The following is a 14,182-nucleotide window of genomic DNA, read 5'->3' as shown; positions in this document are numbered from 1 at the left end:
TTATGCGCAATTACTTTAACACTACCGCTCCTAACGCAGGAAGGTGTACTGTTATTTCATAGAGTTCGTTTTCTTCATCCACCAGTTTCGTGCCAGGTTCAGGATTGTAGGTGTCTCCGGTTCCCCAGAATTGCTTGTCATCACTATTGAAGATCTCCTGCCATTTATCTTTTCCATACGTGGTTACCTTCCAGTCGCGCCTTACGGTTGGGGTCATGTTCAGCAATACCAGCAGGTCGTCTTCGGGCTTATGCCCTTTCCTGCGGTAAACGATCACTGATTCATGGTGATGGTTCAGGTCCACCCATTCGAAGCCACCCGCTTCAAATTGTCTTTCGTACATGGCCGGTTCATTCCGGAGCAGGTGGCAGAGGGCAGCCACACAGGCTTTAAGTTTGCTATGGGGTTCAAACTGCAATAATTCCCAGGGCAGTTCGCTTTTGTAGTTCCATTCAGTGGTGGTACCAAACTCATCGCCCATGAAGAGCAATTTGCCACCCGGGTGGGTAAACATGTATGAATAGAGAAGTCTCAGGTTGGCAAATTTCTGCCACTCATCCCCGGGCATTTTATAGATCATAGGGCTCTTGCCATGGACCACTTCATCATGACTGAGTGGCATCATGAAGTTCTCGTCATAATAGTACATCATGCTGAAGGTCAGCTCATCCTGGTGGAACTGCCTGTAAATGGGGTCCCTCTTGAAATAGCGGAGGGTGTCGTGCATCCAGCCCATCATCCATTTCATGCCAAAGCCGAGGCCGCCTTCAAAAGTGGGTTTGGAAACGCCGGGCCAGTCTGTGGCTTCCTCCGCAATGGTCTGCACATCCGGGAAATCACGGAAGATGGTCTCGTTAAGGTCCTTGATGAAGGCGATGGCTTCCAGGTTACCGTCACCGCCGAATTCATTGGGTTCCCACTGTCCTTCATTGCGGGAATAGTTGAGTTTAAGCATGGAGGAAACGGCATCCACCCTCAGTCCATCGGCATGGAACTTATCCAGCCAGAACCTGGCACTGCTGATCAGGAAGGACTTCACTTCCCCCCTCTTGTAATTGAAGATATAGGAGTTCCAATCGGGGTGGTATCCCTTACGCATATCGGCATACTCATAAGTGTGCGTACCATCGTACATGAACAGGCCATGGGAATCATAAGGGAAATGAGAGGGCACCCAGTCGAGGATCACCCCAATGCCTGCTTCATGGAAGGCATCCACCATGGCCATGAAATCCTGAGGTGAGCCAAACCGGGAAGTTGGCGCAAAATAGCCGATGCCCTGGTAGCCCCAGCTGCCGTCGAAGGGATGTTCCATTACCGGCATCAGTTCCACATGGGTAAAGCCCATTTCCTTTACATAGGGCACTAGCCGTTCAGCGATCTGGTCATAGGTATTATAAGTTTCCTCATCATTTTTATCGGGTCGCATCCAACTGGCCAGGTGCACCTCATATACGCTCCAGGGGGCATTCAGGGAATTGTGCTTTTTGCGGGTCTCCATCCATTTCTCGTCCTTCCATTCATAATACATGTCCCAAGTTATGGATGCTGTGTTGGGGCGCTTCTCCCAGAAATTGGCAAAGGGATCACCCTTGTCCAGTTCAATACCCATAAAGCCCTTGATATGGTATTTGTACACTTCGCCGAGGGTGAAACCGGGAATAAACCCTTCCCATACCCCACTCTTGTCCCAACGCGGGTGCAGCTCGTATTCAAAATCCTTCCAATGGTTGAAATTACCCTTTACTGAAACGGAAGTAGCGTTCGGTGCCCAAACGGCAAAATACATTCCCCATTTGTCCAGGACCTTCACCGGATGGGATCCAAATTTCTCATACAGCCTGTAATGGGTACCATTCTGGAAATTTCGGATATCCTCATCCGTTAGTAAGCTGTAGTTCCATACTTTCTGGGTGGTATCAATGAAATGCTGCTTTTCGTATGGCTGGACTGTTGACATCTTGGATTGAATTGTGGTTAGGTCAGGAATAATGATTCAGGTTCTTCTTAAAGTTAAGGAATTCAACAGGCATTGCTTCAAATTATCAAGTGCGGCGCCTGTTACCCCAAATTGGTACGTGTAAACATGGAATTTAGGGTATTCCGCATTTCTTTAACGTTCCCTTAGGCAATTTTCAAAAAAATATTTCCAATTTGACCGGATACTTAACCATTGAACCAAACCTGACCAACCAGAATGAAAAGACTACTGCTATGGGCTTGCTTTATCCTATTGGGTAAACTGGCTGTTGCGCAGCAAGCCCAACTCAAAGGCAGCATTGCAGACACTGCCGAGAACAAACCCCTTTCCAATGCGGTCATATCCCTGCTCACAAAGGATTCAGTATTGGTATCATTTGTAAGGAGCGATGCGCAGGGAAGATTCACCCTTCCTGTAAGGTCAAAAGGCCAATACCTGTTGATGGTCACCTATCCCAGGTTCGCGGATTATGTTGATGAATTGAATTTGGCAGGTGAAAGCATGGACCTGGGTAAGATCAACTTGATCCGCAAATCTGCCTTGCTGGAAGAAGTGGTGGTTTCACAGAAGCTCGGGGCTATCCGCATCAAGGGCGATACCCTTGAATTCAGGGCCGATAGTTTTGCCGTTGCGCAGGGCGCCAATGTGGAGGAACTGCTGAAGAGACTGCCCGGCCTGCAAGTGAACAGTAAAGGGGAGATAACGGCACAGGGCCAGAAAGTGCAGAAAGTATTGGTGGATGGTGAAGAGTTCTTTAGTGATGATCCTGCCGTGGTGACGCAGAACCTCAGGGCCGATGCCATTGATAAGGTGCAGGTCTTTGATAAGAAAAGTGAACAGGCTGCCTTTACCGGTATAGATGATGGGGAGAAGACGAAGACCATCAACCTGCAATTGAAGGAAGATAAGAAGAAGGGCTATTTCGGTAAAGTAAAGGCCGGTGGTGGCATTCCCGGATACTTCGAGAATGAGGGAATGATCAATTCGTTTAAGGGTAAACGTAAGTTGGCCGCTTATGGTACCATGGCCAATACCGGTAAGGCCGGGCTTTCCTGGGAGGATAACAACAAGTTTGGCGGCGGCGATAATTTTGAATTCAATGAAGAAGATGGTTTCTTCTATTCCTACCAGGAAAATGACGAGTTCAATACCTGGGGAGGTTCTTACCGTGGCGAGGGATTGCCCAAGGCCTGGACAGGTGGTGTCCATTTCTCCAACAAGATGGATGGCGACCGTAAGCATATCAATGGTAACTACCAATTTTACAAGCAGAATGTGGAAACGGAAGGCCGAACCGAAAGCCAGTATATCCTGCCGGATACCCTGTACTTCACAGACCAGCTTCGCAAAACCTTTACCCAGAATATCCGCAATAACCTCAATGGCTTCTACGACCTGAAGCTGGACTCCCTCTCCAGCCTGAAGGTGACGGTTAATGGTAGTTATGCTACAGCGTCCAACCAGTCATCCTTTATTGGCCGTTCGCTCAATGAGGACAAGCAGTTGGTGAACCAGAATATCCGGGAACTGGAATCTGATGGTACCAGGAAACAACTTAAGGCCAGTGCCATCTGGCGCAAGAAGTTCAAAAAGCAAGGAAGGACAATTTCCATCAATTACGACCAGACCTATTCGGATAATTCAACCGACGGCTACCTGAAAGCCATTAACCAGTTTTATAACAGCCTCGGGGAGAATTTCCGTCGCGATTCGGTTGACCAGTTCAAGGAGAACCAGCAAAGCAGTAATGTTTTCAATAGTAAGGTCTCTTATACCGAGCCGCTTTCGAAGAAATTATTTGTTGAGTTCAACTATGGCTATCGCTTCACCCGCAGTGATGCCTATCGTTCCTCTTTCAATAAATCCCTTGACGGAAAATATGTAGTACTGGACAGCCTGTTCAGCAGCAATTATGAGTTTGACTACAATACCCATTCAGGGGGCGTCAATTTCAGGTGGAATGGTAAGCTGGTCACTGCTTCTATCGGGGCCAATATTTCCAATACCGGCTTCACCCAGAAGGACCTGGACGCCGATACTTCTTATAGGTATTCCTTTATCAACTTCTTCCCCAAAGCTAATATCCGGTTCAAATTAGGGGCACAGCGTGGATTGTCCATGAGCTATAATGGCAATACCCGCCAGCCTACCCTGCAACAGATCCAGCCGATCCTGGAGAATACCGACCCGCTCAATATCCAGGTGGGTAATCCCAACCTGAAGCAGGAGTTCAGGCATACTTTCAACCTGTTCTTTAATGATTATAAGATCCTTACTTCGAGGAACATGTACGTCAATGTCGGTGCGAACCTTACCGAAGATGCCATTAGTGCCAGTGATCGGGTGGATTCAGTAGGCCGGAGGGTTTACCAGTTCGTGAATGTGGACGGTAACTTTACCTATTTTGCCTATGGGGGGTATTGGACCAGGATCGGCAAATCGAAGTTCAATGCCAACCTCAACCTTGGCATGAATGGCGGTAAGGTAAATAACATCATCAATGGGGTAAAGAATACCAATACGTTTGCCAGTTTCACCCCATCCGTTGGCCTTAGCTACGATAAGGAGAATAAGGTGAATTTCTGGTTGGATATCAAGCCTTCCTATACCTTCAGCAAGTCGAGCATCCGTCCCGATGTGAAGACGAGGTACTGGACAGTGGATAACGAACTGAGCTCTACGGTCTACCTGCCCAAGAGTTTTGAGCTTTCCACAAAGCTTACTTATTCCTGGCGCCAGAAAACAGATGTCTTCACTTCCGACCTCAATGTTTGGTTATGGAATGCCTATGTGGCCAAGAAGTTCTGGAAGAACAAGACCGGTGAGCTTCGGTTAAGCGTTAACGATATCCTGAACCAGAACATCGGTTTCCAACGTAATGCTTCCAGCAATTTCATTACAGAGAACAGTTACAATACCCTCCGCCGGTACTGGCTGGTAAGCTTTACCTGGAATTTTTCACGTAATCCTGCAACCAAGTAAGTTTATGTTTAGAATCATCATAACAAGTATACTGGTCGCTGCTGCCTCTGCTGTTGTGGCGCAAACGAAATTCATATACGAGGGCAAGATCGAGTTTGAAAGAAAGATCAATGTGCACCGCCAATGGGAACCTGATGATAACGATGCGGAGTTTTTCAAGGAGTTTATGTCCAAGCAACCCAAGACCAATACTGCCTATTTCGACCTGCTGTTCAGGGAGGGACAAACCATTTATAAACCGGGTAAGGACGGTGATGGCAAAGGGGAAATGATCGGTTGGCTGCTCGGTCCCGCCAAGGAAAACTCGGTGTTGACCCAGTTGGCGCAGCAACGGATCACCAGCCGGAAAAAGGTCTTCGAGGATAATTTCCTGATTGAGGACAGTATCCGCCAGTATGAGTGGCATATCACCAATGAACTACGCACCATTGCCGGCTTCGAGTGCCGCAAGGCCGTTACGCGGATCTGTGATTCGGTTTATGTGGTGGCATTCTATACGGAAGAGATCCCTGTCAGTGGCGGACCTGAGTCCTTCAGCGGCTTACCGGGCATGATCCTCGGATTGGCAGTGCCCCGGCTCTTTACTACATGGTTCGCCACCAAGGTAGAGTTGGTTGAGCCTAAGGCAACTGATTTTGTACTCAATGGCAAGGGAAAAAAGATTACCCCAAAAGAGTTGGAAGCGACCCTGCAAAAGTCAATGGCCGACTGGAAAAAGAATGGCCCCCGCAATATCTGGTGGACGATGTTATGATGGTGGTTCTTCTCCCCAACGTAGCCACTGTTGGTGTTATCACCAACAGCTTACTAACCAGGTTATTCTTTTACGTTAATTTTTTAACGCAAAGGACGCGAATGGGATTTAACTTTTGAGGGGTTTTTGAGAACGCAAAGAATTGGCTGCGCCAATGTGAAACCCTCCCCTTCATTGCCTGCCGATGCTAAAGCTAAGGCAGGCGATGCGTTCTTTGCGTCCCGTGCCTTTTTTAAGTTAAGTTATAGCTGCCATTACATATTATTTCTGGCTGCTAATACGATTCCAACTACCCGTTGGTCATAAGACACAACGGGGGCGGCGTGGTATACCGGTTAATCCAATTTCAACTAGGGTCGAGGCGATATAAAAATGGCCCACACAAAATTGGTGGGCCATGTAATGATGTTATTTACTATTTTCTTTAGTTCTTCAATTCCAGCACCAGCAGGCTCATGGGCCGCAGCTGCATTTTTGTGCCAAGGTCGTATTCGGTATCGGTCACGATATCCTTTCCTTTCCTGAAACCTTTCACCCTTTCCACGAATCGCTGCGGGTCAATGGTCTTGTCCGCCGTGTTCTGGTTCAGCACACACATAATGGTTTGGTTATTGTCATAACGGAAATACACATATACCCCATCTTCCGGAACATATTGCATGAACTTACCTGTCTTCAGCGCGGTTGAGTTCTTGCGGTAGCGGGCCAGTTTGCGGATATGGTTGAAGATGTCGTTCTCTTTTGCCGTTCTTCCTGACGCAGTGAATTTATTCACCGAATCATTTGCCCAGCCGCCCTTGAAATCGAGGCGCACCCAACCATCGGGATTGGTAAAGCCGGTCATGAGCAATTCATTGCCATAATAGAGTTGGGGTACTCCCCTGAAGGTCAGCAACCAGGAAAGGGCAACTTTATACTTTGCCGTATCCTCCCCTATCACCGAATAGAACCTTGCCAGGTCATGGTTATCGAGGAAGATCACCTGGCGGGTGGGATCCTTGTACATGAAATCCTGGGCTGTAGTGGTGTAGAGTTTATTCACGCCGTCGGTCCAGCCAAAAGGCCTGGTCAGGGTTTCCTGGATACCATAAAAAAGGGTTTGGAAATCCGTAGTGGCCGGCAGGTTGCTTTTGAAGGGCAGGTTGAGGGAGTTCTCACAGAAATAACTCTGGTTGGGCACTCCATGCACCCAGGTCTCCCCAAAGATGGAGAGCTTGGGATATTCCTCCAGCAGGGCCTTATTGCAACGGTTCATGAAATCAAGGTCGTTGTAGATATAGGTATCGATCCTGTAACCATCCACCCCAAATTCTTCCACGCTCCAGATGGCATGCTGGATCAGGAAATTGGCAACAAAAGGATTACCATGGTTGAGGTCGGGCATTTGTGGCGTGAACCAACCATCCAGCATCCGCTTGCGATCGGAAGGGGCCGCATAGGGATCGAAGATGGCCTGATCCTTATAGGTGGTATTGGTATAAGTTGGCCATTCATGCAGCCAGTCCTTCATGGGCTTATCCTGCACAAAAAAGTGGTATAGGCCGGTATGGTTGTACACAATATCCTGGATCAGCTTCATGCCCCTTTTGTGTAGGGCATTGGCCAAAGCCTTGTAATCATCATTGGTCCCCAGCCTGGGCTCAACCTTGTAGTGGTTGGTAATAGCGTATCCATGCTCCGTGCGGTCTGGCATATTGTTTTCCCAAACAGGCAAGGGCCAGAGCGCGGTAACCCCCATATCATCCAGGTAATCGAGGTGGTTGATGATGCCTTTGATGTCCCCGCCATGGCGATGGAAGATGGAGTCCCTGTTCAGCGACTGGTCGCGCAGGCCGGCGATCCTGTCGTTGGATGGATCACCATTGCTGAAACGGTCCGGGATCAGCAGGTACACCAGGTCAGATGAGGTAACGCCCTGTGCAAAAGCGGTTCCCTTCCCTGCCCTTCTTGCGTTCAAGGGATAGAAGATCTTTTGTTTCTTTCCTTCCGGGGAACATTGAATGGAAAGCTGTCCGGGTTTGGCTGATGGACTGATCAGCAGGTCAAGGAAAACATAATTGGGGTTCTCGGCCTTCTGGACCTTCTCCAACTTTACACCCGGGTAAGGCGCTATGGTTATTTGCCCTTTACCAATATCCTTTCCATGGACCATCAGTTGCACCCTTGGGTTCTTCATGCCCACCCACCAATTGGTTGGGTACACCGCTACTTCCTGTGCAATAGTGGCCAGGGAGAATAAGCATAAAACAAACGATAAGATAAGATTACGATTCATTATGGATTGCTTTCAGTTTATGCCAGCATGGATTTCTTGTCGTCCCTTTCCTCTTTCACCACCAGGATACAAGCGATCGCTGCAATGCAGAGCAGGATGCCACCGATCAGAACGGCAACCAGGCGGTCGTTGTTCAGGAAGGTGGACATGATCTTGCCAAAGAACAGGGAAGCGATGATCTCCGGTAATACGATGAAGAAGTTGAAGATACCCATGTAGATGCCGATCTTATCTTCAGGCAGGTGACTGGCCAGCATGGAATAAGGCATGGACAGGATGGATGCCCAGGCAATGCCCACCATGCTCATGGCAACATAGAGCAGGCTGGGGTTCTGGATGAAGTTCACCCAGATCAGGCCAATGCCGCCGATCAGCAGGCAAATAGTGTGGGTCCATTTCTTGCCTAGTTTGGATACCCAGAAAGGCAGAGAAAAGGAAAAAAGGAAGGTCACCAGGTTAAGGATGGCCGAAGTGGTATTGGCATGTTCTAATCCTTGCGTATATACATCACTATTAGTTTTAGGGTCGCCGCCAAAAATATCGCTGGCCACCCCTGTGCTGTAATAGAACCACATCAGGAAAAGCCCGGGCCAGGTAAGGAAGTTCACCAATGCCAGCCTTTTCATCTGGTTGGGCATATGTTGGATGGAATGGATGATCTCTTTCACGCCGCCGCCAAATCCTTTATTGCTTTCTTTTACTTTTTGTTTCCATCCTACCAGGTCGGCGGGTGGATACTCCTTACTGAACACCACCGTATACAACACGGCCAGGAAGAAAACGAAGCCGCCGATATAGAAGGACCATTGGATATTCTCCGGGATGGAACCGCCTACTTTTTCGCGGGAGAAGCCAAACCATTTTACCAGCAGTGAGGGCAGGTATCCTGCCACAAAAGAGGCGAGGCCGATGAACATACTCTGCATGGCAAAACCGAATGGACGCTGTTTTTCATTCAGGTTATCCGCAACAAAGGCGCGGAAGGGTTCCATGCTGATATTGATGCTACTGTCCAGGATCCAGAGTAAACCTGCGGCCATCCAGATGGCGGAGGAATTGGGCATGAACAATAAGGCTATGGAACTCAGGATGGCCCCCACCAGGAAGAAGGGACGACGCCTGCCGAGTTTGGGATGCCAGGTGCGATCGCTCAGGTAACCAATGATCGGTTGCACGATCAGGCCGGTCATGGGAGCCGCCAACCATAGGCCGGGAATCTCTTCGGGACTGGCACCGAGGAATTCATAAATAGCGCTCATATTACCCATCTGGAGGGACCAGCCGAATTGAATTCCGAAAAAGCCGAAGCACATGTTCCAGATCTGCCAGAAACTCAGGTTGGGTTTCTGGACCGCATTTTCTACAGAAGTTTGGATTGGGGAAGTTGAAGCCATCGCAATCGTTGTTTAATGTGTATAAAGTACACAGATTCGAAAATAAGGAAATTTAATTCAGTTCGGCCAGGCACGGGGAATTGTTTTTCTGCCTTCATCCTTACCCCAAACTTAGTTAATGAGCTCCGGTAACTAGTGGAGGAGTTAAGGGAAATGCACCTGGAAGACCGATAAAAAAAGGCTGTTGCCGGAAAGGAAACAGCCTTTGGGAAAAATATTAAGGTAGTTTATAATACGAATCCGCTGGGTATCACGGCACCTTTCTTGATCACCACAATACCATCCTTAATGGTATAAAGGGCATGGTCGGTATTCTCGAGGTGAGGGCCGCCATTGATGCGTACATCATCGCCGATCCTTACGTTCTTGTCAACGATCGCATTCTTGATATAGCAGCGGTCGCCAATGCCCAGGATGGGTAATCCTTTGGCCCTGGCCGAGTTCATATCCTCGATGGTCTCAAAATAATCACAGCCCATCAGGTAGCTGCTCACCACCGTTGTGCCATGGCCGATTCGGGAACGGATACCCACCACGCTGTTCTCCACCCGGGAGGCATTGATGATGGAACCTTCCGCGATCAGGGTCTTTTCAAGGGTGGTGCCGCTGATCTTGGCTGGCGGAAGCATGCGCGCACGGGTATAAATGGCCCTGCTGTTATCGAAAAGGTTGAATTCAGGGATATCCTGTGTGAGGCTCAGGTTAGCTTCGAAGAAAGAATAGATATTACCGATATCTGTCCAGTATCCTTCGTACTGGTAGGAGCATACCTTGTAATTGTCGATGGATTCCGGGATGATCTCCTTACCGAAATCGGTGGCATCCTTTTTCTCATCCTCCAGCAGGTCGAACAGGAGTTTGCGGTTGAAGATATAGATACCCATAGAGGCAAGGTATTTCCTGCCCTGCTGGTGCATCGCCTCACCGGTATCGCTGATCCATTCCCCCAATACTTCTTTCTTTGGTTTTTCCACGAAAGAGGTGATGAAGCCATCAGTCACCTTCATGATGCCAAATTCCGGTGCTTCCCTGTCGCCTACGGGAATGGTGGCGATGGAAATATCCGCACCATTCTTTTTATGGTTATCGAGCATCTCGGAAAAATCCATCTGGTAGAGCTGGTCGCCGGAAAGGATTAGCACATAGTCGCTGTCGAATGGTGCAATATGGCGAAGGCTTTGCCTAACGGCATCGGCGGTGCCCTGGAACCAGGTAGGGTTGTCAGGGGTTTGTTCAGCTGCAAGGATATCCACGAATGCTGAACTGAAGGCACTGAAATGATAGGTATTCTTGATGTGCCTGTTGAGGGATGCCGAGTTGAACTGGGTGAGCACAAACATCCTGTTGATGCTTGAATTCATACAGTTGGAAATGGGAATATCCACCAGGCGATATTTGCCTGCAATGGGAACCGCAGGCTTGCTCCTGCTGGCTGTAAGCGGGTACAAACGGCTACCGGCGCCTCCACCAAGGATTACAGCAACTACTTCTTTACTGATTGACATAGAAATGATTTAAGCATTAGTATTTGGTCCTTTAAGATAACAAAGAATTGTACACGTCAATATATTGTTGTGCACTTCTGTCCCAACTAAAATCCAGGCTCATCAGTTTCCTTCTCACGGAATCAAACTTTAGCTGGTCATCATACAACTCCACGGCCCTGTACACGGCATGGGTGATATCCCCAACGGAGGCCTGGTTGAAACAAATACCATAACCTCCCGGCTCACCGATGTCCAATACCGTATCACGAAGTCCTCCAGTCCTCCTGACCAGGGGAACGGTGCCATAGCGCATGGAATACATCTGGTTGAGTCCGCAAGGCTCCACCCTGCTGGGCATCAGCAGGAAGTCGGCCCCGGCGTACATCTTGTGGCTCAACTGTTCGTTATAGCCGATCCGGGAATTGTAGTAGCCCATCCAGTAGCTGCGCATATCGGCCAGTTCTGCCTCTACATGGGGTTCGCCGCTTCCCAGTACCAGGAAGTTCATTCTTTGGTCCATAAAATACAGGGAATCCCCGATGGCCCTGGGCAGCAGGTCGGCCGCCTTCTCGCCTACCAGTCGTCCAATGAAAACGAAGAGCGGCTTATCGGGGTTGAGGCCAAATTCCTCACAGAGCGCTTCCTTATTGGTGCGCTTGCCGGCGGCCATGGTCTCAATGGAAAAATGGTCTTTCAGGTAGCTGTCCTTTTCCGGGTCCCAAACTACGGTATCGATCCCGTTCAGGATGCCGACACACTTGCCTTTTTCGTATTCGAAGAGGCTCTCGAGGCCATTGCTTTCCTGCCTTAACTCGTGCAGGTAACTCCAGCTCACAGTGGTCACCTTCCATGCTGCCCGGATACCGGCTGCCAACGGGTTAATGGCATTGTTCCAGTCCAGCATACCCCATTTCCAGCCATCCCAATGCGGGATATAATCCGATTTTTCCCAGTCCATCCATCCCTGGTATTGGGCGTTGTGGATGGTTAGCACGGTGGGAATGCCCGCCAGCTGTTGGTAGGGATAACTGTACTTGAGCATGAAGGGAATGAGCGCCGTATGGTGGTCATGTACATGGATGATGTCCGGCTTATGTTTCCATGAACTCACCCAATCGACTACCGCTATCTGGAAGCAGGTGAACCTTTCGGTGTCGTCATCATAGCCATAGACCTTTTCCCGATCCAGCAACCCGTTGATATCTACCAGGTAAAGGTCAAATCCCAGCTTGTTGTTGGATTCCTTGATAATGGTATAATCGAACCAGGTATTACCCAGGTAGGCCGACCCTTTATGAACCACTTCCCATTTGTTCTCATAGAGGAATTTGGTCCGGTACATGGGCATAACCACCTTGGCGATATGGCCGGCATCGTTAAGGTATTTGGGCAATGCGCCCACTACATCCCCAAGGCCCCCTGCTTTGGCCACAGGATAGCATTCGGCAGATACGTGAAGAATTTCCATATGAATGTTTTCCGGTCGCGATGCCAGTGCATCAATTAAATAGAAAGCAAAAAATTGTCTTTCAATTTAGTAAGAAATTGATTTAAGTCCTTTGACTTTCGAAAAAATTTCAATTAAATAAAATTCCTTCCTATTTTCACTCATTCGGTGAGGCCTGATAAATGCAAGCATTCAGGACCTTGCTATTTGTTTTCATTAAAGGGGTTCCGCCCGCAACAAAACATTGACTGCATATGTCGCAAACGAAACAACCAACCAACACAGGTGCATTGGCCACACTGGTGATCGTGTTTTTCTTCTGGGGATTCATTGCTGCTTCTAACAGTATCCTGATCCCTTTTTGTAAAACGCATTTTCACCTGAACCAGTTTCAAAGCCAGTTGATCGGGTCCGCATTTTATGGCGCCTATTTTATCGGCTCACTTATTTTATTCATCCTCTCCAATACCAAGGGGACCGATCTTCTGAATAAGATCGGTTATAAGAAAGGTATCATTTATGGTCTCTGGATCTCTGTTGTAGGTGCCCTATTGATCATTCCTTCAGCGAATGCCAATTCATTTCCTGCGATCCTGATCTCTTTGTTCATCGTTGCACTGGGATTCTCCCTGCAGCAAACAGCGGCCCAGCCTTTTGCCATTGTGTTGGGTGATCCTTCTACGGGATCCCATCGCCTTAACCTGGGTGGTGGGGTGAACTCCCTGGGTACTACCCTGGGACCTATCATTGTTAGCTTCTTCCTCTTTGGTTCTGCGAGTGCAAATCCGGAGGAAGCCACCATTACCAATATCAACTCCCTTTACCTGATTGTGGCTGCCGTATTCGCAGCGGTTGCGCTTTTCTTTACCTTCAGCAAACTGCCTGATGGAAAGAACGATGAGAAGTTTGAAAAAGCCAATAAGGCGGCCCGCTCCCTCTTGCTGATGACGGCTATCATTGCAGGTGTGATCGTTGTGGGGCAGCTTACCAATGTTGACAAGCTTCCTTTACTGGTGGCAACCATATTGACCGTTGTTGGTATCCTGTTCTATTCCAACAATGCCGCTAAAAAAGAAAGTGAAGGTTGGGGCGCCATGCGTTACCAGCAATTGATCCTGGGTATGTTGGGTATCTTTGTATATGTAGGGGTGGAAGTGACGATCGACAACAATTTTGGAGCCCTGCTGAAAGTACCGGGATATTTCAATGAGGCCGGTTTGAATGAAAGTGAGATCTCCCATTTTGTTTCCCTGTATTGGGGTAGTCTGATGATCGGCCGCTGGACCGGAGCGATCGGGGTGTTCAACCTCTCCAAGACAGGTAAGACCATTGCTACCGTCATAGTGCCTTTTGTAGCCTTCGCGGTGGTATTGTTGGCCAACTATGTGAAGGGTAACAATATCAGTGATCTTTATGCCTATGCAGGCGTGGTGGCCATCATGGTACTGGCCTTTTTCTATGGACAGGAAAAGCCGGTGAAGACATTGTTGACTGTTTCAGTTCTGGCAACCATTGCCATGTTGGTGGGTGTATTTACCAATGGCCTCGTTTCCGTTTATGCCCTGATGGCTGGTGGTCTGTGCTGTTCCGTAATGTGGCCCTGTATCTTCTCCCTCGGTGTTGCTGGTTTGGGCAAATACACCAGCCAGGGTTCAGCTTTCCTGATCATGATGATCCTGGGTGGTGCCGTTATTCCGCCTTTGCAGGGAACCTTTGGTGACAACCCAAGTATTGGAATGCACAATTCCTACCTGATCGCTGCTGCCTGCTTCGCATTCCTGGCTTTACTCGCCATCAGGATGCGCGGTGTGCTGAAAGCACAGGGACTTGATTTCGATAATCAAATCGGTGGAGGACATTAA

Annotated in this window: 8 protein-coding genes; 3 read left to right on the top strand and 5 right to left on the bottom strand. The window is 48.7% G+C overall.

Annotated features, from left to right (window positions below):
* Positions 1-10 precede the first annotated feature (10 nt).
* Positions 11-1,960, bottom strand: a complete 1,950-nt coding sequence (gene glgB / locus KJS94_RS05130; RefSeq protein ID WP_214446242.1) for a 1,4-alpha-glucan branching protein GlgB — start codon at positions 1,958-1,960, stop codon at positions 11-13.
* A 237-nt stretch (positions 1,961-2,197) separates the two neighbouring features.
* Here glgB and KJS94_RS05125 point away from each other — a divergent pair, with 237 nt between their 5' ends.
* Together KJS94_RS05125 and KJS94_RS05120 are read left to right on the top strand one after the other, a co-directional pair.
* On the top strand, positions 2,198-4,963 hold the full coding sequence (locus KJS94_RS05125) for an outer membrane beta-barrel family protein (RefSeq protein ID WP_214446241.1): 2,766 nt from the start codon (positions 2,198-2,200) through the stop codon (positions 4,961-4,963).
* A gap of 4 nt (positions 4,964-4,967) precedes the next feature.
* Entirely contained in the window at positions 4,968-5,717 is a 750-nt protein-coding gene (locus KJS94_RS05120; protein ID WP_214446240.1) for a GLPGLI family protein, read from the top strand.
* A 424-nt stretch (positions 5,718-6,141) separates the two neighbouring features.
* Here the strand turns inward: KJS94_RS05120 and KJS94_RS05115 are convergent, their stop codons facing one another.
* From KJS94_RS05115 to KJS94_RS05100, 4 genes are all read right to left on the bottom strand, one after another.
* A complete protein-coding gene (locus KJS94_RS05115; RefSeq protein ID WP_214446239.1) occupies positions 6,142-7,992 on the bottom strand; it encodes a glycoside hydrolase family 13 protein in 1,851 nt (616 codons plus the stop codon).
* Between the two features lie 17 nt (positions 7,993-8,009).
* Entirely contained in the window at positions 8,010-9,386 is a 1,377-nt protein-coding gene (locus tag KJS94_RS05110) for an MFS transporter (protein ID WP_214446238.1), read from the bottom strand.
* Between the two features lie 227 nt (positions 9,387-9,613).
* Entirely contained in the window at positions 9,614-10,891 is a 1,278-nt protein-coding gene (locus KJS94_RS05105) for a glucose-1-phosphate adenylyltransferase (RefSeq protein WP_214446237.1), read from the bottom strand.
* 31 nt (positions 10,892-10,922) lie between these two features.
* Positions 10,923-12,341: a glycogen synthase gene (locus KJS94_RS05100; RefSeq protein ID WP_214446236.1), complete on the bottom strand. Its 1,419-nt coding sequence runs from the start codon at positions 12,339-12,341 to the stop codon at positions 10,923-10,925.
* 233 nt (positions 12,342-12,574) lie between these two features.
* On the opposite strand from KJS94_RS05100, the gene KJS94_RS05095 reads away from it, so the two are divergent.
* On the top strand, positions 12,575-14,182 hold the full coding sequence (locus tag KJS94_RS05095) for an MFS transporter (protein WP_214446235.1): 1,608 nt from the start codon (positions 12,575-12,577) through the stop codon (positions 14,180-14,182).

This window comes from Flavihumibacter rivuli (assembly GCF_018595685.2).
In the GTDB taxonomy this organism is placed as follows: Bacteria; Bacteroidota; Bacteroidia; order Chitinophagales; family Chitinophagaceae; genus Flavihumibacter; species Flavihumibacter rivuli.
This window is presented reverse-complemented; position numbering and strand designations above follow the sequence as displayed.

Coding starts and splice junctions, on each gene's coding strand:
- glgB (WP_214446242.1), bottom strand. CDS start 1,960: ATGTCAACAGTCCAGCCATACGAAAAGCAGCATTTCATTGATACCACC.
- KJS94_RS05125 (WP_214446241.1), top strand. CDS start 2,198: ATGAAAAGACTACTGCTATGGGCTTGCTTTATCCTATTGGGTAAACTG.
- KJS94_RS05120 (WP_214446240.1), top strand. CDS start 4,968: ATGTTTAGAATCATCATAACAAGTATACTGGTCGCTGCTGCCTCTGCT.
- KJS94_RS05115 (WP_214446239.1), bottom strand. CDS start 7,992: ATGAATCGTAATCTTATCTTATCGTTTGTTTTATGCTTATTCTCCCTG.
- KJS94_RS05110 (WP_214446238.1), bottom strand. CDS start 9,386: ATGGCTTCAACTTCCCCAATCCAAACTTCTGTAGAAAATGCGGTCCAG.
- KJS94_RS05105 (WP_214446237.1), bottom strand. CDS start 10,891: ATGTCAATCAGTAAAGAAGTAGTTGCTGTAATCCTTGGTGGAGGCGCC.
- KJS94_RS05100 (WP_214446236.1), bottom strand. CDS start 12,341: ATGGAAATTCTTCACGTATCTGCCGAATGCTATCCTGTGGCCAAAGCA.
- KJS94_RS05095 (WP_214446235.1), top strand. CDS start 12,575: ATGTCGCAAACGAAACAACCAACCAACACAGGTGCATTGGCCACACTG.